Origin of the sequence: Nocardia africana NBRC 100379 (assembly GCF_001612635.1) — a bacterium.
In the GTDB taxonomy this organism is placed as follows: Bacteria; Actinomycetota; Actinomycetes; order Mycobacteriales; family Mycobacteriaceae; genus Nocardia; species Nocardia africana.
In genome coordinates this window covers 20,714-42,791 of record NZ_BDAV01000028.1, presented here as the reverse complement: position 1 = coordinate 42,791, position 22,078 = coordinate 20,714, and the positions used below count along the sequence as shown (strand labels likewise).

The following is a 22,078-nucleotide window of genomic DNA, read 5'->3' as shown; positions in this document are numbered from 1 at the left end:
CCTCAATTCCCGCACTTCGCGACGCTTGTGGACCGAGTAGTTGTCCACGATCACATACAACTTTTGCCCCGGCCAACGGGCACGCAGCGACTTGAGGAACGCGAGAAATTCCGTCCACCGCTTACGGTCTCGGATCCGGTAATACATCTGGCCGGTCGCCAGATCCAGCGCACCGAACATGTGCCGCACACCCTGGGTGCGGTTGTAGGTGGCCCGCAACCGTTTCGGGCGGCGTGTGGGGAACCAGCCCCGGCCGGGGCGAGGCAGCAGGTTCAACGGCCCGAACTCATCAGCGCAAATCACGCGACCATCGACGGGCGGATTATCGTAGAGATCCAGGATCCGGGTCATCTTGTCAGCGAACTCGGGGTCGTTGCTGGCCTTCCATGTCTTGCTCGCTTGCCACGACACCCCTGCCGCCTTCAAAATCTGCCGTATCGTTCCCCTGCTCAGATCAGCAATACCGTTGGTACGCAAAACATCCTGAAGTTTCGACAAACTCCAGGTCGAGAACGGCCAGCCCAGGTCTCGGGGGCAGCACCGAGCGATCTGGGCGATCCGTTCACGCGTGCCCCGATCAGTCTTGCTCGGCCTGCCCCCCGCTCCATTTTGGGTCCAGGGCCGCGAACCCCTTCTCGTTGAACGCGTGGATCACCTCACGCACATAATCCTCGCTGACCTGCATCAACTTGGCTATCAACGGGACCGGTTGCCGTTGAGCCGAGGCCATCACCACGATCGCGCGCCGCATCCGGACCGGCACCTTGGCTGTCTTGGCGATCCTTGCCAGCTTCTGCCCCTCTTCCGGGGACACCGGCCGAACGAATACTCCGGGCTTCCTCGCCACCCGACACCACCTCCGCGAGCAGCATCGCTGGACCCGGACCTCAGATCAACCCGGCGCGCACGCTGCCCCGATTATGCCGCCAACTCTTCTGGACGAGGCACTAGTGCCTCGTCTGGATAGGTTGTTGTGGTAACCGGGTGTCGGCTTGCTCCGGCGTTCGGCAGCATCGATGCTGCCGGTGGAGGTGGTGTCGGTGGCTCGGAAACCGGATGTGTTCGTCAGAGCGGTGACCCCGGAGGAAGGCCGGAAGCTGCAGCAGGTCGCTCGCCGCAGCAAGCAGCCGGTGCGGGCGCGGCGCGCGATCGTGGTGATGGCCTCGGCGCAGCATCAGTCGGTGCCGTTGATCGCGAAGCTGATGCAGGTCTCGGAATCCTATGTGCGGCAAGTGATCCACGACTTCAACGAAAAGGGGTTCGACGCGCTGGACCCAAAATGGAGCGGGGGCAGGCCGGCGAAGACCGATCAGGTGACGCGTGACCGGATCTGTCAGATCGCCCGGTGCTGCCCCCGTGACCTGGGCTGGCCGTTCTCGGTGTGGAGCTTGTCGAAGCTGGTAGAAGTGTTGCGTATCAACGGGATAGCCGATATCAGCCGGGAGACGCTGCGGGCGATCCTGCACGCTGGCGCGGTGTCGTGGCAGGCCACGAAGACCTGGAAAGCCAGTAATGATCCGGAGTTTGTCGAGAAGATGACCCGGGTCCTCGACCTGTACGACCATCCGCCCGCCGATGGTCGTGTGGTCTGTGTGGACGAGTTCGGGCCGCTGAACCTGCAACCGCGGCCCGGGCGCGGTTGGTTCCCGCAACGCAGACCTGCCCGTTTGCGAGCCACCTACCATCGAACCCAGGGCGTGCGGCACATGTTCGGCGCCCTCGACCTGGCCACCGGCCGGTTGTACTACCGGATCCGGGACCGGAAACGCTGGACAGAGTTTCTGGCATTCCTGAAGTCGCTGCGGACCCGCTGGCCCCAGGGAAAGCTGTACCTGATCCTGGACAACTATTCCGTCCACAAGCGCCGCGAGGTGCGCGAATGGTGCGCCGACAACGCCGTTGAGCTGGTGTTCTTGCCGACGTCTTCGTCGTGGTTGAACCGCATCGAGTGCGAGTTCGCCGCGCTGCGATACTTCGCGCTCAACGGAACCGACCACCGCAGCCACGACGAGCAGGACGACGCTATCGCGGACTACATCCGCTGGCGCAACCAGCATGCCGGGCCGGTACGCGACTTCGCCGTCGGTTCCAAGATCCGCCATCCCGATTACCTACCGAACGTTGCCTGACGAGGCACTAGAAGACGGCTGCCTGGGCGGTTGGCCGACGGCCCATCGTATCCGACGAAGGCACCGTTCCCGTTGAGAATGTGGATGAAGCTGGATTATACGGAGTTGTCCGTTCTGGCGTTCCAGTCATCCCATCGGGCGGCACAGGTCCAGCACAGCCCCAGCGGGTTGACATTGGCGCATACACGGATGCAGTTACGGATTCACGGGATTCGACCTGCGGGAATCCTCGGAGCCGAGTGAGGGGCCCGGCGGATTCCGGACAGCGGCCTGAGGAGGTGTCATGACAACCGTGTAAGTCCGGGCGATTCATGATCGTATAGCCCTCGGACGGGCGGTTGAAGGAGTGATTTGTGAGCAAGGACACATCGTCGGCGAAGTCGGACCGGGTTGCGGCGCAGAAGCTTTCGGAGGTGTTCACCCCGCGCAGCTGGACTCGATGGTCGCCGAGGCGATGGCGTCGGACGCCGGCCCGCGGGCCGGCGTCGAGGGCCTTCTGAACGAGCTGACGAAGAAGGTGCTCGAACGCGCCTTGGATGTGGAAATGACCGCGCATCTCGGATATGAGTCCGGTGATCCGGAAGGGCGTGGTACCGGAAATTCCCGGAATGGGAAGAATTCGAAAACGGTGCAAACCCAGTCGGGGCCGGTAACGATTTCTGTTCCACGGGACCGGAACGGTGATTTCGAGCCGGTGATCGTGCCGAAGCGTGCCCGTCGGCTGGGAAATCTGAATACCACTATTTTGTCGCTGTATTCTCGGGGCATGACGACCCGGGACATCGAAGAACATTTGAAGGAGGTGTACGGTACGCAGGTCTCCCGGGAGCTGGTTTCTAATCTTAGACAGCCGGGCAGCCGTCACGAGAACCCGCGATTCGGATACAGCATCGACCGGACTGCCCGACATTCGGAATGCCGACACATGACCTCGGCGGCGCGACGGCTCGAAAGACGATGGCCGACAGGACGTTCGCGATGGTCCGGTCGGCGGAGGATCTGGCAGACTTCGAATGGTGAATACGACGCTGAACCCGGCGGCGGAGTCCGTGCTGCGCCGAATTGCCCGCCATCTCGACGGCGCGCTCGTGGTGTGCGGGTTCCCTGCCTCAGGGAAATCGACCGCCGCCCGGTTCGTCGCCGGCCTAACCGACGCAGTGGTGCTGGACAAAGACACCCATGCTCCGGAACTCGAGACGTCGATCATGTCGCGGCTGACCGAGCCACACGACCGCGACAGCGACACATACAAAACGCTGGTCGCGCCACACCTCTACCGCTCCCTCATCCGCACCGGGCTCACGGTCGCCGACAAACATCCGGTAGTGATCGACGGGCCGTTCCTCGGTGCGATTCAAGACGCAGCGCAGGCTGGCAAGCAGTTGAGCGATTACCTGTACGAGCTCGCCGGGGTGACCGAAGGGGTACCGGTGATGACGGTGTGGCTGGACTCGGCCGCCCCCGAGATCCGCACCCGCATGCGCGAACGCGGCGCCGGACGCGATATGCCGAAGCTGCGCGACTGGGACACCTATCAGTCCACTGTTCTCGACAGCGGGATCCGCCCGCTCGCGCACAAACTTCGTCGACCGCGTCATCCTCAACTGACATCCCGGCACAGCCGGGCCGCGGTTCGTGATCGACCTACCCGAACTCGGGGATGATCTCGGTTCGTAGGAAGTCCGCGATGTCGGCGGTCAAGTCTGGCGTGGCGGCGGTCAATGGTGGGCGCACGTGGGTGGGGAATCCGGGGAGCCGGGCCGCAGCAGCTGATTTCGCAAAAGCGATGTCGGGCAACGGTGTTGACTTCCTGCGGTCGGTGTAGCGGTCGAACACCGTCTGCCACCGCCGCGCGGCGCCACTGTCGCCGAGGCGGGCGGCGGCCGCGATCGCTACCGGCAGTTCCGCCACTGGTCCACCGGCGCCGGTGACCACGCCGTCGAGACCTAGCTCGCCCAGCCGAGCACCGACCCGGTCGTCACCGAGCAACACCGCAAAATGCGGGCATCGCGTCTTGTACTCGCGGGTGACCGCGACGTCCTTTCCGGAGTCCTTGACCCCGACCACCATCGGGAACCGGGCCGCCAGCCGTTCCAACAGATCGGGTGCCAACGCCACCTGGGTGTGGCGGGGAAAGTTGTAGAGCAGCACCGGTTTTCGCGCGAAGCGCAACACTCGCGTGTAGAACGCTTCCACTCCCGCCTCCGGCGGGCCGGCGAAGAAATAGGGAGCGATAACCGCAACACCGTCGGCTACATCGTTCGCGTGCACGACCAGCTCGACCACATCACCCACCGCTGACGAACCGACCTGCGCGATCAACTGCCGCGACCAACGGCCACGGCAAAACTCGAGGACCTGCTTGCGTTCGCGCACCGTCATCGACGCGAACTCACCGGTCGTGCCACCCACCAGCACACTCGGCACCCCCGCGGCCGCGAGCAAGTCCAGATAGTCCCCCAACGCGCCGTAGTCGACGCCGCCGTCGACACGAAACGGTGTCAACGCGGCCACGATCGGACACTCACCGATCACTCGACACCATCCTCCCCTGCCACGAACCACACTCTAATCAGCACCGCGCCGCAGCCCGGCGAGACCACCTCCTCGTCTCGACATCCCCCTCGGCCCGAGTGAAATTGGGCGCCGCCCGGGCCCTGAGCCCGATATGGTTGCCCAGCGCACGCAGTGGCCTTCGTGACCCGGGACGCGGTTGTGGGCGATCGGCGTCTCCGCTACCTGCGGCGGTGCGTGAGAGGGGGAATGCATGCGTTCTGTGTGGATGGACTGCGACAGCGGGTTCGACGACGCACTCGCGGTGATGGTGCTCGCGCGAGCACCGCAGATCGAACTCGTGGGAATCTCGACCGTGGTGGGCAATACCAGTCTGGACAACACCACCGCCAACACCCTGGCCGTAGCCGAGTTCTGCCGAGTGGACACACCGATCTACCGTGGGGCCGCCAAACCACTGGCCCAGGAACCGCACACCATCGAACGGCTTCTCGGCGCCGGCGCCATGGGCACCCTGGGCCGCTGCTTCCCGACCGCCCAGCGCACCGCCGAGCCTGTCGACGCGATCCAAGCGCTGACGGCCACGCTGTTAGCAGCCGCGCCGAAGTCGATCACGATCCTGGCAACCGGGCCGCTGACCAACATCGCCATCGTGCTGCTACTCCACCCCGAACTGGTCGAGGCCATCGATTCGGTGGTGTGGATGGGTGGCTCGACAACCAGCGGCAACCACACCGCCGCAGCGGAATTCAACGCCTACGCCGACCCTGAAGCACTCGACAACGTGCTGCGTTCCGGCGCCGCGCTGCGTATGTTCGGCCTCAACCTCACCCGCCAAGTCCTCATCACCCCCGACCACGAGCACCAGCTACGGGCCATCGGCACCGAACGCGCCGCCATCGTCGCCGACCACGTCGGCTTCTACCTGCGCATGTCCGACCCGACCACTCCCCGGCCCGCAGCGCTGCACGATCCCTCGGCCGCCGCCTACCTGCTGTGGCCCGACCTGTTCGAACTCGCCCCCGCGCGGGTCGACGTCGAACTCGCCCGCACTATCAGCCGCGGCGCAACCATCTGCGAGTTCCGAGTCCCCCGCAAAGCCGACCCGAACGCACTCGTCGCCACCACCGCCGACGGAGAAAAGGTCATGGCCTGCGTCATGGCCGAAATACACGCACACCTCACCTGAAACACCGGCCCCCTGAACTGCCGACAACAACTCCGCAGAAGGTAGAGCGCGACGCGAATAGCCGCAGCCGACACTGCATATGACATCGGCGAGGCAACAGGGGTTACTCGGAGGCCGGCGTCGCCGCAGGAGACCGGAAGCGGATCATAGTGCGTCCGTCCCTGCGGCGACCGTATCTAATACAGCCTGCGCCCGAGTCATACTCACCATTCGCACCCACGCCACCCGATATTCGAGGCGCCATCGGCGAATTGATGGGTACCGTACCCGCGCCGTCGCGCTATGACTCCGAGTGGGCCGGGACCCAGCAACGACCAACACTGCGGGCGGGCACCAGCGCAGGTCGCCGTCGAGCGGGTATCAGCCGACCGGCGAACAGTCGCACCACGGGCGGAGGCAACTCTCCTCCGGGCCGACGGCGGCGCCGGGTGGCTGCGTCCAGTTGATGTTCGGGCACTTTGCCCGATCATGGTGCGCGCGTAATTCTGCTGCCGGACAATATCTTTCATGCTGACAGCGGAGGGGCAATGATGGTGGATACCGCGGTGTTGATGATCGATATGCAAAACGGGTATCTCACGCAGAAGGTGCGTGCCCCTCTCGGGTGGCCACCGATCTGGCGGCTACACGAGGTCGTCGCCGAATGCGCCGAGCTTCTGGCCGCAGCGCGCGCCGCGCGTTATCCCGTTATCTACTCCCGCCAATCAGCCAGTTCTGCAGGTGAGTTGGCCGCCAACCCGCGGGCCCGCCGCCACCTGCAGTCGCGCGCACATCTGCTTCCCGAGCTCTCCGAGGCCGAACAGGAGTGGAGTCGTCAGATCATGGACGATCTCGCTCCCGCCGAGGGCGATATCGTGCTGGACAAGACCAGGCACAGCTTCTTCGCCTACACCGAACTTGCGCCCGTCCTCAGAAGCCTTGCAGTGCAACGTGTTCTGCTTGCCGGACTGCAAACCAACGTATGCGTCGAAGCGACATGCCGCGCAGCCCTGGAACACAACTTCCACGTCGCCGTCGCCGAAGACGCCGCCACCACCGACGGACCCGCCCTGCACGAAGCAGCCCTCAACGCCGTGCGCGTGCTCTACGTCGAAGTCCGCCCCTGGCGAGGACTCCTCACCCAACCCTGGGACAAGGCCTACCGAACACCCAACTACGGCCGCGACCCGAACTACTGGCGAGATCCCCACGAGCTCACCCACCCCTGAATGCCGCACAGCTGCGGGCCGACTGGAGCACGGTTCGCCACCGCCGATAAAGACGCTTCTCGACCAATGGTGCTCACGTACGAGCACGGCGCCAGAGTCGCAGGAATCATCGTCAAGTCCAGACGTAAAGTCCGGTCCGGTGTCATTCCATTCCCGCTGCTCAGCAACTTGGCGCAATCTGCGGCTGCAGTCAGCGCGACGTCGGCGCGGCGCGCTCGGCGTAAGCGGCCACCAGTGTCGCGACCTCGCTGGGCTGCAACGCGGTGGTATCGATGATGTGTGCTTCCTTCTCGTGCCAGGCACGGGCGGCCTCGTAATCGTCGAGATGTTCCAGGCGCCACGCGCAGTTCGGCATGGCGGGGTCAGACTCGATCCGGCGGCGCAGTTCGTGGCGCTCGGCATGGAGAACGACGTGACAGACCGGAACCCGGGCTTTTTCGAGCCCGGTGCGAATGTCGTTCCAGTATTGATGAACCAGAACCGCCTGCGGGATGATGACGGTCCCGCCGACGTAGTCGAGGATCTGGGTGGCTGCGGCGACGACCAGACCTCGCCACGGTCGCCAGTCCTGGAAGTCGCGCACAGGTTCGGCCGCGAGGACGTGGCGCAACATAAAGCCGACCTCTTCGGTGTCGAAGATTCGCGAGCCGGGAAGCAGCGTGGTCAGTTCCCTTGCAGCCGTCGTCTTCCCGGCGCCGAACGTGCCATTCAACCAGACAATCACGGGATCGAGCGTATAGAGGATGGGGGGCGGAGGCCGGCGCTCACCGGGAGCGCCCTTCTCGGCCGCGTTCTCTTTCCAGTGCCCGCACGCGAGCTTCCCGGCCCGCGCGGGTGGAACCGCCGTGGGGTTCGATGCCGCGGTGTCGCAACTCCTCGCCGGGGGCCGGAAACGAACGTCGGAGCGCGTCGGCGACATCCTCGGGCAAACGCTCAAGCGAGCGTTCCCTCGCTTCGCGCTGCTCACGCAGGCGCCGCGCTTCACGTTCGGCCGCTGCGCGTCGTTCGACCTCGGTTCGCGCCCGCTCGGACACGTCACGGAAACGCTCGAGGGCGTAGGTCAGCCTGCCGGCACGATGGTGTGCTCGCGCGATCGCGTCGAATCCTCGCTCGGCGCCGTCACGGAAGCGCCCGTACGTCTTCGCCAGCCGCTCACCTCGCGTGCGAGCCTGCTGCTCCCGCGATTTCCGAACGCGGTCAGCTTCTCGTTGCGCTCGCTGTCTGGCCTCCCGTTCTTGTTGGCGCTGCTTCAGTCGGTCGCGAGACAACCCGGGCAATTCCAGCTGCCGCGCCCGCGCGATGCGTTGGCCTTCCAGGATCGCCAATCGCGCGTCCTCACGCGAAACGACGCGATGTTCGAACCTGTCAGGAAACTCCCGCTTAGCCAAGTCCAGCATGATCTGGACCTCGCGCGAGATCGTCTCGCCTTCCACCGTCTCCCAGCGGCTACTGACAAGGCTGCCCTCTCGCAGTGCGTCGATCTCCTTCTCGACCTGCCGGACCGCGTCACGGCCTTCCACGCGACCCGACTTCCGCTCACGGGCCTTGTCGATCTTGCCAGTGCGTGGGTTGACCTGCGCTGAATCCAGAATGCGCCCTTCGCTACCGAGCGGAACCTGCTGTTGCCACCCGGCCTCGCGGGTCTCCTTCTCGAGATATGCCCGGCCGATCTCGAAATAGCGGCCCCGCTCGTGCGTCGGCATCCCGTTGCGAAGGGCGTCGTACCCCTCCGGGCGGCGGTCACCCATGCGACATCACAGCGTTTCCCCGGCGCTGCGCGACCGTTAAGCGGATGTGCCCGCTTCGCGAATGGCATAGTCCAAGTGCTCTGCGCTCTCGATCCGAAACAGCGTCTCGACCATGCTCACCGGCTCTTCACGATGGCCATCAGGGAAATGCACAGCAGGACGGAAACCATAGCCGGCATACAGTGGGTTGTAGGTGAGCTTGCTGGTGGTCCACACCATTCCGGGATGCTGACGACGAATGCACTCGCCCACGAATCGTATGAATTGATCTGCGTTGGAATGGTTTTCAGGCGCCAAGAACCCGTCCCAGCTCTCGAACCGCACGCGGGCCGCTTCGATGATCCGAGTCGACAGTGGTGGCTGCCACCACAGATCGGAATAGTCCGCGATACCCGGGACGGTTTCGCGCAGCAACGTACGAATCGCCGATTCCATGTGGTCGGGGTCGCTCCACTCCAGCCATGACTGTGTCTGGTCGTCGAACTCGATCTCGAAACCCAACTGGCTCTGGTCGTCGGTCATCACTGCTTCCCCTGCATATGTCGTGACGGCTCATCTCGGTGCGCTCAAGTTCGTCCGCGGTCACACTAACCGAGGGCCCGACGCGTCGTGCGGGAACGTGTGCCTGACCATGGATTACGTCATGCCCACCGATTTCCTCGAGACTGTGGCGCACCGGCCGCAACCGCATCACCTCGCCCGGGGGTCTCGGCTCCGTCCCAGGGCACCGACGGTAGCGATCGCGGCGCGCAACCCGCTGGCAGCGTCGTCCAAACTGATGATCCCGCCCGCATGGATCCCCTCGTTTCGGGATTTGCGAAGCAAATCCAGGGAGGCATGCTCCTGGTAGCCGGGGTGGCGCGCGGCGAGCCACTGTGATCGGTACTGCATCCCGCGTTGGCCTTCGAACTTTTCTCCTGTGGTGGATTCGACCAGCCGTATCTGCTCGATCAGGCAAACTTCGACGGCGGTCGCCGCATCGAGGATCGTCCTGCGAGTATCTCCACGCGAATGCGCCCTGCAAGCGTTGCACACCAACTGCCATTCAATCGGCGGGTCGACATTCTCGCCGACCCGTTCCAGGATCGCCGCGAAGAGGTCCGCGGACAACAGCGCCGGCCGAGGGGTGTCGATGGTCATCCCAGCGTCCCGCCACTTTCCGTGTTGCCACGCTAAGAGTCCGGGTCCGATGGTGTTGGCTGCGAAGAGCGGTTCGCGCGAATAGACATCCTCGCCCGTTGCCACGGCCACCCAGTCTTCGACCCGGGCGAACCAGTAGGCGATATACCGGGCCGCATGGTCGAACACCTTCTCCGCAGGCCGATCAGCATGGAAGGAGAAGCGGGGAGCCACAACTCGACCGTCCTCACGCAGTTCGATGCCTACGTGGCGCAACGCTGTGCCATCATCGGCACCAAACGCGGCGTATTGGGTTGTCCACTGTGTCGTGTGATCCCATGCGTCCTCGGGCACGCCCGGCAGCCCCGGGTGACACAGATTCACCGTCAGACCAAGTGGTACAGGCGGGGTTGTCAACGGCCAGTAGTTCGTCCCCGCAGGCGGCCAACGTTTGTCCCCGCTGGTGTGAGGGTTCAGGAGGCGTTTGACGCGGGCTGCGCATGAGGTTCTGGACGGGTTCAGCAGATGCTGGACGGGTCTGGTTTGATGTTGTGCCCGTGGTGGGCAACAGAATCGGCGAGGACGGCACGCACCGTTCCTGGGTGGTGGAGCATCGGTATCGGGCAGTCCGGGAGGTACTCGACGGCGGCGTCATTGCTGACGTCGCCCGGCAGTTCGGGACGACGCGGCAGTCGATCTACACGTGGAAGACCCGGTATCTCGCGGGCGGGCTTGAGGGCCTGGCGGATCGCTCGTCGCGGCCGCGGAACTCGCCCAGCCGTGTGCCGGTGGAGGTGGAGGCCGCGATCTGTGAGATGCGCCGGCAGCATCCGCGGTGGGGTGCGCAGCGGATCGCGTTCGAGCTGGCCGAGCGTGGTGTCCGGCCGGCGCCGAGCCGGTCGACCGCGTATCGGGTGCTGGTGCGTCACGGGCTGGTCAACGAGCAGCAGCAACAGCATCGGCGTAAGTACCGACGTTGGCAGCGCGATGCGCCGATGCAGTTGTGGCAGCTCGACATCATGGGCGGGGTGTTCCTGGCCGACGGCCGAGAATGCAAGCTGGTCACCGGAATTGACGATCACTCCCGGTTCGTGGTGATCGCTCAGGTCGTCGCCGAGCCGAGCGGACGTGCCATCTGCCAGGCGTTCACCGATGCCATGTCTCGCTATGGCGTGCCATCGGAAGTATTGACCGACAACGGTAAGCAGTTCACCGGCCGATTCAGCAAGCCGTATCCGGCGGAGGTGTTGTTCGAACGGATCTGCCGGGAGAACGGGATCACCGCGCGGCTGACGAAACCACGCACACCGACCACGACCGGCAAGATCGAGCGGTGGCACCAGAGTCTGCGTCGCGACTTCCTCGACGACGCAGGCCCTTTCGCCGATCTCGCGACCGCACAGGCAGCGATCGACGCCTGGGTGCACGGATACAACTATCGGCGCCCGCACCAGTCGCTGCAGATGGCCACGCCCTACTCGCTGTTCCGCCCGCACCCTGTCGCCTCGGCGACGCCGGAGTCGCTGCCGGTCGCGCCGGCCATGCCGGTCCGTGTCCCAGATCGGCTCGCGGCGCGGTCTATGCGCCCGGACGGGCCATCGCCGGAAAAGTTCCCGATCACCGTCGACGAGCGCGAGATCTACGCGGTCGAGCTGGAGATGATGATCTCTCCGGCCGGGCGGATCGTGCTGCCCGGCGGACAGGACCTGAAATTCAACCCGACCATGGCCGGTCGCACCGTCACCGTTTGGGCCAGCGACCGCACCATCCACGTGCTGATCGGCGGCGAGCTGCTGCGCACCCGGCCGTCCCGGTTGTCGGCGACAGACCTGGCCACCCTCGTTCTGCGCGGCGCTCGCCCCGCAGGACCCGAACCCGGGCCCTCGGCGATCCCGCGAGGGCCGCTGCCCGCGGCCATGGTCGTCGAGATCGGGCGCACTGTCGGCCGCGACGGCGATATCCAGCTCGCGGGACACCGCATACCGCTCGGCGCCCAGCTCGCCGGCAAACGAGTCGCCCTGCGCATCGACGGTCACCTCATGCACGTCATCGCAGACGGCTTGCTCGCCAGGACTCTCCCAGCGCCCGTCACCGTTGACCAGGTCACCAAGCTCCGCGGAGCCCGTGTCCCCGACCAGTCGCTCCCGCCCGCTCCGTCGCAGACGCCACGCGCGCAGCGGCGGGTGCCGAAGGACGGAATCATCATGGTCGCCAAGCAACGCCTCCGCGTCGGCGCCAGCCACGCGGGGAAGACGGTCATCGTCGTCATCGAAGACACCCTGTTCCGGGTGCTGCACAACGACATCGAGCTGTCCGTGCACACCCGCAAGAACCCCGGACCCATCCGGCAATACAAGGCCAGCGCCCGAACCCGAACAACCTGAACGAAATTCGTCCACCACGTCCTGAACCCGTCAAGAACCTGATGCGCAACCGAAGCCAAGGACCTGTTGAACCCTCACACACGGGGAGGATTCCATGGCCGCTGTCACGGGGTCACCACTGTGGCGCGAACATCACCGATGTAGGTGTCGAACCGGGTCCCCAACACCTCATTGAGAACCAACCCACAGATGGTGCGGAAGCGACAGAAGCTCATATTTTGCTGAAACGGTGACCACAACTACCCTATCGCGACAAGCAAACGGACCGAACTTTTCAGAGTAAGAGCCCCTGCAAGCGAATATTCGTGCCTGGTCCGAGCACGCCCGCACCATCGGATTCACTAACGACGCTGGCTCTGCGCACCGTGCCCTGACCGCGTGTGCAGCGTGGACCTGCTCACCCGAGACCGCCTCGCCCTCGCACACAACCGTGAAGGCGGCGCACTGCGGTCGGTGGGAAGTCGTAACGACTGCGGACCTGGACACTCCAGCACAGCAACATCCCGGATGGTCGGCGGGATCAGGTTTCATCGACTGGCCTGCCGGTAGACCCGGACACCGCGACGGGGCACAACGCGCAGGCACGGGCGCGCGATGCCAACGGAGCGGTTCGCCTCGGTCGTCTGTATCCACGGCGGGGACGGTCTGATGGCCGAAGACCGGCTCTCCCGCGGATACGCGAATGACAGCGAAGAGCCGGGCTCGGCGCGGGAGCGGCTCGACGGGCCCGGTTGGCGGGAGACCTCTGTTTACGCGATTGCCCCCAGCACACGCTTGGGGCGACGCACAGGATGTCGCGGCGGTTATGGAAGGTGTCGTTCGTACACCGCGCGGGTCTTGCCAGGCCCTTTGTAGTCGGTGGTCACCGAGACGCCGTCGATGACGTGATCACCAGGGATGTTGGTGAACCCGAGCATGGTCCATGCGCGGTGAGCTGCGTGGTTGTCGGGTTCGGAGGTCAGGTACAACCGTCGGCACTCCCAGTCGGTGCCTATGTAGGCGATTGCGTCGATCAAGGCGCGGGTGATGCCTTGTCGCCGATGGTCGGGGTGGGTGATGACGTCTTGGAGGTAGATGTCGTCGGGGTTGTCCTGGCTACGGAAGGCGATCACGGCACCTGCGAGCCGGTTGTCGACGACGGCGAGCGGGCACGTGCTGGAGAACAGTGTCGCGTATAGCCAGTAGTCCGAGCTGGTGCGGGCGGTGATGTAGGGGGCGCCGGTGCGCATGAGATCGGTGACCTCACCGATCCGGGCCACTGACAGGGGCTCGATTCTCATTCCAGTACCACGGCGGGGTCGCCGCCGGTGTAGACGATGGCGTGCTCGTCGGGCGCGGGTGGGTCGAAGCGGGCGAAGAAGTCATCGAGCGCTTCCGGGGACAAGGTGAGGGCGTTGGCATCTTCGCGCTGGTTGCGTTCGTCCAGGCGGCGCAGCAGTTCTGTCTTCTCGACCGGGAGATACACCAAACGCACCCGCCCGCCTGCGGATTCGATGAACTCGCGCCATGCATCGCGGTCTCTGCGCAGCCATAGTCCGTGATCGAGCACGACATTGTGATCGGCGGCGATGTGGCCCGCCAGTTGGTTGCGGATATCGTCGACGACGGGGCGTTCCTTGTCGAAGTAGGTGTCATGTGGGTAGTCGATGCCGTAGCGGCCGTGCCGGCGGAAGACTTCCTCGTCAACCGACAGTCGATGAAAGCCCTTGTCGGCGAGCGCTTTTGCGAGCACGGTCTTTCCGGATCCGGTGATGCCGCACAACAGGACAACGACGGATTCGCCCACGGTCAGTCCCCTCTCATCAGTGTTGGTGGCCGCCACCCGACCAGGATGTTACGGGCTTCGGCCTGCCAGCTGGCGGGGAGTCGGGCCAGAGTCACCGCCCGGTAGGCCGGGCGCGGGTCGGTGGGATCGATGCGCCCGCGCCGGCGGCCGACATGCTCGAGCAGCCGGCTGGCTTCGTCGCGGACCGCGGGGGTGTGTTCGATCCATTCTCCGCTCGAAAAGCGGGTCACCCGCTGGTGCAGATCGGCCAGGACTCCGCGGCGCCATTTGAAGTGGTGCACGCACACCAGCCGCTGCAGGTCCGGCCGGTGGCCCGGGGCGCGGTGATTGCCCGAGGCCACCACGACATCCGAGCGGACCGCAACGATCTTGCGGGGATCACCGTGCAAAATCCGGTGGGTCAGGTGCCCGCCGAGCGGGAACACCCGATCCAGATCCATGCCGGGAGCGATCGGCCGCAGTTGGCCGTCACGGCTGATCCGGTCGAGGAGTAGGCCACCGATCACCGTGGCCCCGCAGTTCTCAGCAGCGGTGATCGCGTCGGCGACGGCGGTGGGGTATTGGTGGAATTCGTCGCTGTCGGCCAGGAGGTGCCATCCTGGGCCAGCCAGGGTGCGCAGTTGCTCGCGTAGCTCGGTGTTGGTGTGTTCGTGCCAGCTGCCGGTGCTTGTCAGTGCTGGTCCGATGCCGAGATCGTTGGCGGTGGCCAGTAGCTCCTCGCGGTGCCGGGCAGTGACGTGATCGGGGAAGTGGAAGGCGATCAGGAACTTTTCGACGCCGATCCGTCGATAGTGTCTGGTCCAGGCTGTGAGCAGGGCGGGTTCGACGGGTCCGATCACCGCGATCACTGGCGGCGTCACCGTGGTCGTCCCGCCAGCAGCTGGCCGCAGGCGTCGAGCAGAAAGTCCGCCTGCTCACTCGGGGTGGCCATGTTCACGGCCTTCCCCGCCGAGATCGGTGGGCGCGGCAGCCGCTCGTCGGTAAGCCGGTCCAGTGCGGTGGCCAGGCTAACCGGGGAGCCGGACGCGAAGACCCGCACCCAGTCACACACGATGAGCTGGTGGGTCAGGTCCGGGGCGTGGTCTGACACGATCAGCGGCACCCCTAGCCGTGCCGCTCCGAGCACCAGCCCGGATTCCTTGTCCACTCCGCGATGGCGTGCGACCAGGCTTGCGTCGGCCGCGGCGTAGATCAGCCGCAGTATCTGTTCGGGGACCGGGCCGGGCTCCACGCACAGCTGGACCTGCGGCAGTCCTCGCCACCGGTCGAGTATCCGTGGTCGATCGGATGCCCGGTGACCAGCAGATGCAGCGGCTTGCGGATCCGGGACAGGGCCGCGTCGATGGTGTCGACGTCCTTGTGTGGCCACCAGCCGCCGACCAGGCACACGACCGTTGCATCCCTGGGAATGCCGAAAATGGTTCGGGCTCCGTCGATCTCGCGGTCGGTCAACCGCTGCCCGTCGTCGATGGCGTAGGTGCGCACCACGGTGGCCAGTTCGGGGAATCGAGCGTGCAGTGCCCGCTGCACGGCCTCGGTAGGGCATACCAGCCGAACAGCTCCCGCCCATCGCCGAAACAGTCGGCCTAGCAGACGCAACGGCAGGTCTTCGGTGGTGATGACCTCGTGCACGTACCTCAGGTGCGCCAGGCCGCCGAGGACCGCGGCGAGTATGTGTAGCCCCTCACTGGCGGTCAGGATCACAACCGCCGCATTTCGGCCGCCGTCGAGGCGGGCGGTGCGCAGGTAGGCGGCCTCGACCAGGCAGCGCCGTACCAGTTCGACCTGGTGCGGGAGGCGGCGCAGCCGAACCGGCCACCATCTCGGCCCCAGCAGCCAGCCGCTGCCAATGGCCAGCACCCGCACCACGGCCGCACCTGCCGCCAGGGCGTGCGCGGCCGGACCCCTCATCCAGGGCGGGGTGAGGATCAGACTGTCAGGGCGGGCGGCGGCCAGAGCATCCACTGTGTGCTGGTAGTGGCCGCCGACCCGATCGGCGTAGGGTTCGATCAGCACGAATCGTGTTGCAGGGCAGCTCATCCTGAGATCACCTGCTCGCCGTAGCGGCCGGTGAACTGTCGATGCAGCCACACCGGGTCATTGAGCGCGGTGAACTGTTCCGCGTCACGGGCGGCGTCGCGCGCGAACGCGACACCATCACGGGCACCGAGCGCGGCGTAAGAGGCGAACTCGCCGGTCCGACTCGCCCGCCATGCACCGATCCGCTGCCGCGCCGTCACGTCGTCCATGCCGTATTCGCTGCCGCGTGCCAGGATCGCGCATTCGCGAAACCCGGCTCGCCAGGCGTGATACGGGCTCTGATTGAATCGCGTATTCCCTGCCGTGGCCTCGACGAATTCGACTCGGCCGGGTAGGGCGGCCAGCACATCCACCGCGTCGCCGAGCTGCCGCAGCGCTTCGGCGCGGATCAGCTTCAGTCCGCCGTAGCCGTATGTCAGGCCGTTGAGAGGGTTCCTCGCCCGCCACACCCGCATCGACGTCCCCTCGGCGAGGGGTTGCACTGCGGCAGCGGGGAATTCCTGGTCGATGGCGAAGTCGCCGTCGGCGAGTAAGAATTGATCGGTGTCAGCCAGCTCGGCGGTGAGCCGGTAGGCGCGGCGCATCGGCCGCACCCCGTGCAGGCGTTTCACCGTGCCGCCGAACACCCGCGTCAGCCGGGAGTGCAACACATCGGCGAGGGGTTCGTCGTAGGACAGCTGGATCACGTCGAAACCGGTCATCGCGAAACCGCCTCCCAGTAGGCCCGCGCCACGACGGCCGGGGTCAGGTCAGCGGTGGCGGCGTGGGCGCGTTTTGCGTGCAACCGATAGAACTCCTCATCACCGGCCAGCCGCTGCACAATGCCGACTCCGGCATCGAGTGTGTCGAACAACAGCTCCTCGTCGATGTGCTCGGCGAACCACCCCATCCGCGGCGCGATCACCGGCAGGCCCATTGCCTGGCAGTCGATCACGCTCATAGACCACGGGCAGCCCGCCCGCAGTGGCGCGACCCCGAAATGCGCGCCTGCCAGCAGTTCCCGATACCGGAGACGGTCACCGTTGTCGGAGACGACCGTGACGCCGGGCAGGGCGGCGAGCTGGGCGCGGTGGACTTCGGGGCTGGGATCCAGCCGCACCCGCGCGGGACTGCGCCGCCCGAACAGATCGGTCACCAGCAGTTGCGCTTGCGACCCTGCAGTGAGACGGGTGGCCAGCTCAGTGAACTTCGCGGTGCCGTAATGCCGATACAAGCGGTGGTTGTAGACGCCGATCAGCGTTGCAGCCCAGGCAGCGCCGTCCTCAGCCGGATCGCGTACGAGGCGCTCGTCCCGGGGTGGCGGCACCACCGCGAGCCGGTTGCTCAGGTCGATGCCGTGGCGCTCGGCAACGGCGAGCGTCCAGGCCGACGCGGCGGCCGAGTGCACCAACACCCGATCACAAGCAGCCAGGCCAGCGGAAAACGCCAGCAGAACCGCTGAACCGAGCCCAGCATCATCGAGGGACGGATCCAGCTTCACCTCACCGACGTCGGTGACCGAAAACGGCAAGTAGTGGGCGTACCCGGCCACCACCGCATCGATGCCGGTCTCGAGCAGGGCGGCCCGGACCGCGGGGGCGTTCTCGATCTGATTGACCACCACCACATCCGGGCGAGCGCGACCCACGATCTGCGCCAGCGCCACAGCGTCGACGCCGAACCGGACCCGGTACTTCGTGCCCGGAAACTCTGTGCGCTCGAAGAAGACCCGTTCGTCGGTGACCCTGACCGGAGCAACCATGGTGATCTGGGCACCGAGATCGGCCAACGCGGGCAACAGAAGTTCGGCGACCGTGAAACCCGAATCGGCGGCCAGCCGGTCAGGATTGGAGATGTTGAGCAGATACAGCAACCGCATGATGTCCTCCACGAGCAGGGGCCTGCGGCAGGGTGTCCGCGCCGGCCTGGGGATCTAAGGAAAACGCTGGTGGCCAACGTGAGGGAATAATGAACTGAGCTCATTCACGATTCACTCCATTCACGCACGCCGCCGGGGGACGAGACTTTGAAAACACGACCGCACGATGCCGGTGACCAGGCCGCCGAGGCATTCGCCGCCGAAGTTGCCTACTGGCGCGACATCGCGGGCCTGGGCAAGAAGGCACTGGCAGTGAAGATGGGTTTCGACCCGTCCTACGTCAGCCATGTCGAAGCCGGCCGTCACAAGCCGACCGAGGACTTCGCCCGCAAGGCCGACGCCGCATTGAATTCCGGAGATGCGCTCTGGCGGCGCTGGCGTGATTACGAGACAGCCCGCTCCCGGGGCCACGGTCCTGCCGTCGCCCCGATGCCCCCGCAACTGGATCCGGCGCTGGCTACCGCCGCACTGGTGTGTGAGCACGACGCCGCCCACCTGAACTACGACGGCGCAAGCTACAGCCTGTCGATGCGCCGGCTACTACGCAACACCGGCACCGAGCCCGTCACCCGCTACCTGATCCGCATCAGCGTCGACCGCTACCCCGGCGAACCGGACACCTCCCGCGCCCACTACCGACAACACCCCCTGACCTGGGACGAACTCGCCTTGACCGCGACCTGCCGCGGCGAGCCGATGCGGTGGGAGGTCAAACACGACCACGACGCCTTCAAGGAGGTGTGGCTACTGTTCGAGAACAGCAGCGGCCGATTCCCCCTGTACCCGGGCGAAAGTGTATGGATCGAGTATGCGTATCGGGTCGGACACGACAAATGGGGCCGCTGGTTCCAGCGCGCGATCCGGCTGCCCACTGCCCGCCTTGAGGTGCAAATGGCGTTCCCGGCCGCCCTGGACCCCTTGGTGTGGGGCATCGAAACCTCCCCGACCGCCGACGCCCGCCCAATTGCCACGCCTCCCGCACGCCACGACCGCGACGGAACCGCGGTATTCACCTGGAACACCGTCAGCCCGCCGCAACACACCCGATACCGCATCGAATGGCGGTTCCGCTCACAAACGGAAAACCATTGAGCAGGAATGGAGTTCGACTATGATGGAGACTAAACCATCGGCGACGATGACGGAACTGGGCATCGTGCAGGCCGGCGCGACCATCCTCGCCGAGCCCACCCGAGCATTCACCCTGCCTGCCGAATCCGACACCGCGACCACAGTCGTCGACGAGATGTTCGCCGTCATGGACCGAGTCGCCCGCGTACATTCATTCGCGAAGGGCATGGGCCTTGCCGCACCACAGATCGGGATCGATCGCCGCGCGGCCGTCGTGCGCCCAGCCGACCCCGACGCCCCGGCGATCGTGTTGCTCAACCCCCGCATCATCGACCAGTCCACCGAGACCGACGAGCAATACGAGGGCTGCCTTAGCTTCTTCGACGTGCGCGGCCTGGTGCCCCGGCCGCTGCACATCACCGTCGAAACCACCACGCTCACTGGCGAACTCGTCACCACCAACTACGCCCACGGCCTGGCCAGGCTCGTCGGCCACGAGATCGACCATCTCGACGGGTCGCTGTACCGGGCTCGGATGCGATCCGGGATCGAACCCATCCCCATCGAACAGTACAAGCAGACCGGCCGAAAGTGGGTCTACAACAAGCAGTAACGCCCGAACACGCTTCTGGAACGCAAGGCTCGCCTCCACGAGGCGCCCCAGCACGTGAAGGCGGCGAGCCAAACGAGCCTTCTCGGTTCCAGTGGTACGCCGCCGTGGTCCTCCGGTGCGGTCATATGTTCGCATTCCCGTCGCTCTACCGGATGAGCGCGGAAATGATGTCGGCGGCCAGGATCAACTGGTCGGCGCCGATCAGGCGGGCGAGCAACAGCAGCGCAGATTCGTGGATCTCTTGCGCGCGATGGCGCGTGGTGTTGGACGCGACAGCATCGACCACCACCCAGGGAGTGAATCCTGCTTCGAAGACGTCTAACGCGGTCTTGAAAACGCAACCATCGGTAGCAATTCCGCACAGTATGAGATCGGTGACGCCGGCTCCATGCCAATGCTCGACAGCCTCAACGGTGAGCGCGGTGTATCCGGTCTTGTCGATCACCGTGGTCATCGGATGGTCGAGGAAGCCGACGAGTGCATCGATGATGTCGATGTCCGGCGCACGGTGCAGCTCACGCCAGCCGAGCAACCGCTCGTACGGGCTTCCCGAATAGTTCCGGTATCGGCTCATCAGCACAGGACGATTGTTCGTGGTCCAGCGCTCTACGAGATCGACAATCGGCGGCACCACGAGCGCCGATGACGAGTTGACGAATCCATTCTGCACGTCGATGACCATCAGCCCGGCACGTTCCGCGTCGAGGCACACACGACGCGGAGCCTTCGAAACCGAGGGAGACGGGAATTCAGTCATCGCACCATCATCGATGATGGCCGTTGCCGGTGTCTCGCCACACGCTCCGCGGCCGCAGCGCCCACGGTTGACCCAGCCCGGGCAGTTATCGAATTCCTGTGTCCTCCATCGTGTTCCCCAGAGGCGTTCCGGGCTCGGCCCGGCAGTCGGCTCGGGTAATGAAGTCGAGCAGCGCTTGCACATCCGCGCCGCGCAGGTTGGCTGCGAACCGCTGCGCCACAGCCGCTTCCAGCCATGCACACAGAATCGCGATGTGCTCGGGGCTACCGGGCACGATCTTCTCATGGTCCCATGGGCGAGCGCCCTGGAGCCGCTCACGATGATCGAGGTCTGCGGGCTGCACGCAGACCGCTCGCAGCTGTGCTGCAAGTGCTGCCGCGTCGGGGCGCGTCAAGGACGGCGAACGCGATGCGGCCAATCGCTCGACCAACTTCGCTTGCAACACTTCCCAGGATGTGGGCATCACAGCCTTCGGTGGCACATTGCGCTCTATCTGTACGCGGGCTGGCGGACTTGGCTGCTCGCGCCACGCGGCGGTTTCTCGGTCCCGCACCCAGCGTGTAGCTTCGGTCCGGGCCGCGGTTGCAGTCCGGGGAGACAGCTGCGAAGAACTGTGCTCCCGATCGGCGATGTCGCGGCGGATCCGCTCCGCATTGGTCGCGCAGTAGTGATCGATGTCGACCACGGAGTACACGGGCCAGCCTTTGTATTCGCTGACCGGCGTAAAGACGCCTTGGTGGATCAGTGCCCGAAAGTCCGCCACGGAGAAGGGCTTTCCGACGTTCCTCTCGATCCGCTCCGCCGCCCTCTTCGTCCCGACAGGGTACTCGCTCCCGACACGCTCGCGGATCTCGTCGACGCGTCGCGCGACTGAGTCCAGGACACGCTCTGACCAGTAGCCGGTCCCGCTGTGATCTGGGAGCAGTTCTATCCGGACCGCGACCTCGAATTGCCACGGCGCCAGACCGAGCTTGTAGGCCGCGCCCTCGACGTCGTACTGCAACGGCGGCTCCCACCCACGCAGCAGTGCCTCGACGAGCGCGTCCCGCGCACCGAATCCAGGCCGCGGCAGCAACTCTCGATCGCTCCACACCTGTTCACCCACGTCCTCGACGGACTCGCCTGCCGCACCAGGCGCCGGCTGCGACACGACTGCGGGCTGGTCTTCTTCATTCCTCGGTCGCAAAGGCCGCAACCTAGGTTGCCGCAACCTTCTCGAATGGTGCCTGCGCACCTTTCTCCGGGCAGACTTTTTCGGCATGACAATGATTAATACTACCAGCCCATCGATTTTAGAACCGCCACTCACCCAATTGTCCAATTCCCGCTACAAGATCGCTTCGGAGCCATCCGCTGCGCCTTTCGAGATTTCACATATCTCGAGCTCCCCACCTTGAGCCGCATGGACTGACCAGCAGTAATCATGCTGTCATGCCAACATGACAGCATGATTACTTAACGCCGATCCCCCTCATCGTCCTTAATTACTGAATTACTGCCCTACTGATCCACCTGAATACCCGCCACACCCTTATATCCCGATCCCCTTAAAGCCTTATACCCTTATATGCAGCCGACAGGTGCGTTGCAGTTTTGGGTGCCGTTGCGACGATGCGTATTTCATCAATTCAGTACTTACTGCTTCAGTGCTTCTTGCCGCCG

The 22,078-nt window shown here is 65.2% G+C and carries 23 protein-coding genes and 1 pseudogene; 8 read left to right on the top strand and 16 right to left on the bottom strand.

Features of this window, described 5'->3' with window-relative positions:
* Positions 1-549: IS630 family transposase (locus NA3_RS33575; protein WP_233427349.1), on the bottom strand; the 549-nt coding region annotated here is incomplete at its 3' end.
* A 28-nt stretch (positions 550-577) separates the two neighbouring features.
* Positions 578-814, bottom strand: a complete 237-nt coding sequence (locus NA3_RS35610; protein ID WP_063917860.1) for a helix-turn-helix domain-containing protein — start codon at positions 812-814, stop codon at positions 578-580.
* Positions 815-1,016: 202 nt separating this feature from the next.
* On the opposite strand from NA3_RS35610, the gene NA3_RS33565 reads away from it, so the two are divergent.
* From NA3_RS33565 to NA3_RS33560, 3 genes and pseudogenes are all read left to right on the top strand, one after another.
* Positions 1,017-2,129, top strand: coding sequence for an IS630 family transposase (locus NA3_RS33565; protein ID WP_233427348.1), 1,113 nt, complete (start codon positions 1,017-1,019; stop codon positions 2,127-2,129).
* Positions 2,130-2,568: 439 nt separating this feature from the next.
* Positions 2,569-2,973 (top strand): annotated as a pseudogene (locus NA3_RS36465) (transposase); the annotation flags it as partial.
* A 169-nt stretch (positions 2,974-3,142) separates the two neighbouring features.
* The gene (locus NA3_RS33560) at positions 3,143-3,793 is read left to right on the top strand and encodes a P-loop nucleotide/nucleoside kinase family protein (RefSeq protein ID WP_084492094.1); all 651 of its coding nucleotides are present in this window, start codon (positions 3,143-3,145) and stop codon (positions 3,791-3,793) included.
* On the opposite strand, the gene NA3_RS33555 is transcribed toward NA3_RS33560, so the two are convergent.
* A complete protein-coding gene (locus NA3_RS33555) occupies positions 3,774-4,643 on the bottom strand; it encodes a dihydrodipicolinate synthase family protein (RefSeq protein WP_167355083.1) in 870 nt (289 codons plus the stop codon). The genes NA3_RS33560 and NA3_RS33555 overlap by 20 nt on opposite strands.
* A 253-nt stretch (positions 4,644-4,896) precedes the next feature.
* Here NA3_RS33555 and NA3_RS33550 point away from each other — a divergent pair, with 253 nt between their 5' ends.
* Together NA3_RS33550 and NA3_RS33545 are read left to right on the top strand one after the other, a co-directional pair.
* Positions 4,897-5,832 carry a nucleoside hydrolase gene (locus NA3_RS33550; protein ID WP_062968669.1) on the top strand — a complete coding sequence of 312 codons (936 nt, stop codon included), beginning with the start codon at positions 4,897-4,899 and terminating at the stop codon, positions 5,830-5,832.
* A gap of 527 nt (positions 5,833-6,359) precedes the next feature.
* Positions 6,360-7,040 (top strand): cysteine hydrolase family protein, encoded by a 681-nt coding sequence (locus NA3_RS33545; RefSeq protein WP_227995598.1) that lies wholly within the window; start codon positions 6,360-6,362, stop codon positions 7,038-7,040.
* A 190-nt stretch (positions 7,041-7,230) separates the two neighbouring features.
* Here NA3_RS33545 and NA3_RS33540 read toward each other — a convergent pair whose 3' ends face one another.
* The 4 genes from NA3_RS33540 to NA3_RS33525 form a co-directional block, all read right to left on the bottom strand.
* On the bottom strand, positions 7,231-7,764 hold the full coding sequence (locus NA3_RS33540) for an AAA family ATPase (protein ID WP_062968667.1): 534 nt from the start codon (positions 7,762-7,764) through the stop codon (positions 7,231-7,233).
* Positions 7,765-7,804: 40 nt separating this feature from the next.
* Entirely contained in the window at positions 7,805-8,788 is a 984-nt protein-coding gene (locus tag NA3_RS37360; protein WP_128145633.1) for a hypothetical protein, read from the bottom strand.
* 36 nt (positions 8,789-8,824) lie between these two features.
* Complete coding sequence (locus NA3_RS33530) at positions 8,825-9,310, bottom strand: hypothetical protein (RefSeq protein WP_062968663.1); 486 nt, start codon at positions 9,308-9,310, stop codon at positions 8,825-8,827.
* Between the two features lie 168 nt (positions 9,311-9,478).
* Complete coding sequence (locus NA3_RS33525; protein ID WP_128145634.1) at positions 9,479-10,261, bottom strand: hypothetical protein; 783 nt, start codon at positions 10,259-10,261, stop codon at positions 9,479-9,481.
* A gap of 218 nt (positions 10,262-10,479) precedes the next feature.
* Between NA3_RS33525 and NA3_RS33520 the strand changes: the two genes are divergently transcribed.
* Entirely contained in the window at positions 10,480-12,291 is a 1,812-nt protein-coding gene (locus tag NA3_RS33520; RefSeq protein ID WP_084492095.1) for an IS481 family transposase, read from the top strand.
* Positions 12,292-13,094: 803 nt separating this feature from the next.
* Here the strand turns inward: NA3_RS33520 and NA3_RS33515 are convergent.
* The 7 genes from NA3_RS33515 to NA3_RS33490 are packed head-to-tail and all read right to left on the bottom strand — an operon-like array spanning position 13,095 to position 17,975.
* Entirely contained in the window at positions 13,095-13,571 is a 477-nt protein-coding gene (locus tag NA3_RS33515; RefSeq protein WP_062968659.1) for a GNAT family N-acetyltransferase, read from the bottom strand.
* Complete coding sequence (locus tag NA3_RS33510; protein ID WP_218021937.1) at positions 13,568-14,113, bottom strand: P-loop nucleotide/nucleoside kinase family protein; 546 nt, start codon at positions 14,111-14,113, stop codon at positions 13,568-13,570. The genes NA3_RS33515 and NA3_RS33510 overlap by 4 nt, the downstream gene beginning before the upstream one ends.
* The gene (locus NA3_RS33505; RefSeq protein WP_062968655.1) at positions 14,080-14,937 is read right to left on the bottom strand and encodes a glycosyltransferase family 2 protein; all 858 of its coding nucleotides are present in this window, start codon (positions 14,935-14,937) and stop codon (positions 14,080-14,082) included. The genes NA3_RS33510 and NA3_RS33505 overlap by 34 nt, the downstream gene beginning before the upstream one ends.
* Positions 14,934-15,308 carry a glycosyltransferase gene (locus NA3_RS37355; RefSeq protein WP_128145635.1) on the bottom strand — a complete coding sequence of 125 codons (375 nt, stop codon included), beginning with the start codon at positions 15,306-15,308 and terminating at the stop codon, positions 14,934-14,936. The genes NA3_RS33505 and NA3_RS37355 overlap by 4 nt, the downstream gene beginning before the upstream one ends.
* Positions 15,269-16,117, bottom strand: coding sequence for a glycosyltransferase family protein (locus tag NA3_RS33500; RefSeq protein WP_128145636.1), 849 nt, complete (start codon positions 16,115-16,117; stop codon positions 15,269-15,271). Before NA3_RS33500 ends, NA3_RS37355 begins: the two co-directional genes overlap by 40 nt.
* The gene (locus NA3_RS33495) at positions 16,114-16,818 is read right to left on the bottom strand and encodes a hypothetical protein (protein ID WP_062968653.1); all 705 of its coding nucleotides are present in this window, start codon (positions 16,816-16,818) and stop codon (positions 16,114-16,116) included. The genes NA3_RS33500 and NA3_RS33495 overlap by 4 nt, the downstream gene beginning before the upstream one ends.
* Positions 16,815-17,975, bottom strand: coding sequence for a glycosyltransferase family protein (locus NA3_RS33490; protein WP_062968680.1), 1,161 nt, complete (start codon positions 17,973-17,975; stop codon positions 16,815-16,817). The genes NA3_RS33495 and NA3_RS33490 overlap by 4 nt, the downstream gene beginning before the upstream one ends.
* A 147-nt stretch (positions 17,976-18,122) precedes the next feature.
* Here NA3_RS33490 and NA3_RS33485 point away from each other — a divergent pair, with 147 nt between their 5' ends.
* Together NA3_RS33485 and def are read left to right on the top strand one after the other, a co-directional pair.
* Positions 18,123-19,067 (top strand): helix-turn-helix domain-containing protein, encoded by a 945-nt coding sequence (locus NA3_RS33485; protein ID WP_062968651.1) that lies wholly within the window; start codon positions 18,123-18,125, stop codon positions 19,065-19,067.
* 19 nt (positions 19,068-19,086) lie between these two features.
* Positions 19,087-19,659 carry a peptide deformylase gene (gene def / locus NA3_RS33480; RefSeq protein WP_062968649.1) on the top strand — a complete coding sequence of 191 codons (573 nt, stop codon included), beginning with the start codon at positions 19,087-19,089 and terminating at the stop codon, positions 19,657-19,659.
* A gap of 145 nt (positions 19,660-19,804) precedes the next feature.
* On the opposite strand, the gene NA3_RS33475 is transcribed toward def, so the two are convergent.
* Both NA3_RS33475 and NA3_RS33470 read right to left on the bottom strand, forming a co-directional pair.
* The gene (locus tag NA3_RS33475; RefSeq protein ID WP_062968647.1) at positions 19,805-20,416 is read right to left on the bottom strand and encodes a cysteine hydrolase family protein; all 612 of its coding nucleotides are present in this window, start codon (positions 20,414-20,416) and stop codon (positions 19,805-19,807) included.
* Between the two features lie 85 nt (positions 20,417-20,501).
* Positions 20,502-21,521 carry a hypothetical protein gene (locus tag NA3_RS33470; RefSeq protein WP_128145637.1) on the bottom strand — a complete coding sequence of 340 codons (1,020 nt, stop codon included), beginning with the start codon at positions 21,519-21,521 and terminating at the stop codon, positions 20,502-20,504.
* Positions 21,522-22,078: the final 557 nt, after the last annotated feature.

What these genes read in the sequence shown, in the direction of transcription:
- NA3_RS33565 (WP_233427348.1), top strand. Translation starts at nt 1,017, where the DNA reads ATGCTGCCGGTGGAGGTGGTGTCGGTGGCTCGGAAACCGGATGTGTTC.
- NA3_RS33560 (WP_084492094.1), top strand. Translation starts at nt 3,143, where the DNA reads ATGGTGAATACGACGCTGAACCCGGCGGCGGAGTCCGTGCTGCGCCGA.
- NA3_RS33550 (WP_062968669.1), top strand. Translation starts at nt 4,897, where the DNA reads ATGCGTTCTGTGTGGATGGACTGCGACAGCGGGTTCGACGACGCACTC.
- NA3_RS33545 (WP_227995598.1), top strand. Translation starts at nt 6,360, where the DNA reads ATGATGGTGGATACCGCGGTGTTGATGATCGATATGCAAAACGGGTAT.
- NA3_RS37360 (WP_128145633.1), bottom strand. Translation starts at nt 8,788, where the DNA reads ATGGGTGACCGCCGCCCGGAGGGGTACGACGCCCTTCGCAACGGGATG.
- NA3_RS33530 (WP_062968663.1), bottom strand. Translation starts at nt 9,310, where the DNA reads ATGACCGACGACCAGAGCCAGTTGGGTTTCGAGATCGAGTTCGACGAC.
- NA3_RS33515 (WP_062968659.1), bottom strand. Translation starts at nt 13,571, where the DNA reads ATGAGAATCGAGCCCCTGTCAGTGGCCCGGATCGGTGAGGTCACCGAT.
- NA3_RS33500 (WP_128145636.1), bottom strand. Translation starts at nt 16,117, where the DNA reads ATGAGCTGCCCTGCAACACGATTCGTGCTGATCGAACCCTACGCCGAT.
- NA3_RS33495 (WP_062968653.1), bottom strand. Translation starts at nt 16,818, where the DNA reads ATGACCGGTTTCGACGTGATCCAGCTGTCCTACGACGAACCCCTCGCC.
- NA3_RS33490 (WP_062968680.1), bottom strand. Translation starts at nt 17,975, where the DNA reads ATGCGGTTGCTGTATCTGCTCAACATCTCCAATCCTGACCGGCTGGCC.
- def (WP_062968649.1), top strand. Translation starts at nt 19,087, where the DNA reads ATGATGGAGACTAAACCATCGGCGACGATGACGGAACTGGGCATCGTG.
- NA3_RS33475 (WP_062968647.1), bottom strand. Translation starts at nt 20,416, where the DNA reads ATGACTGAATTCCCGTCTCCCTCGGTTTCGAAGGCTCCGCGTCGTGTG.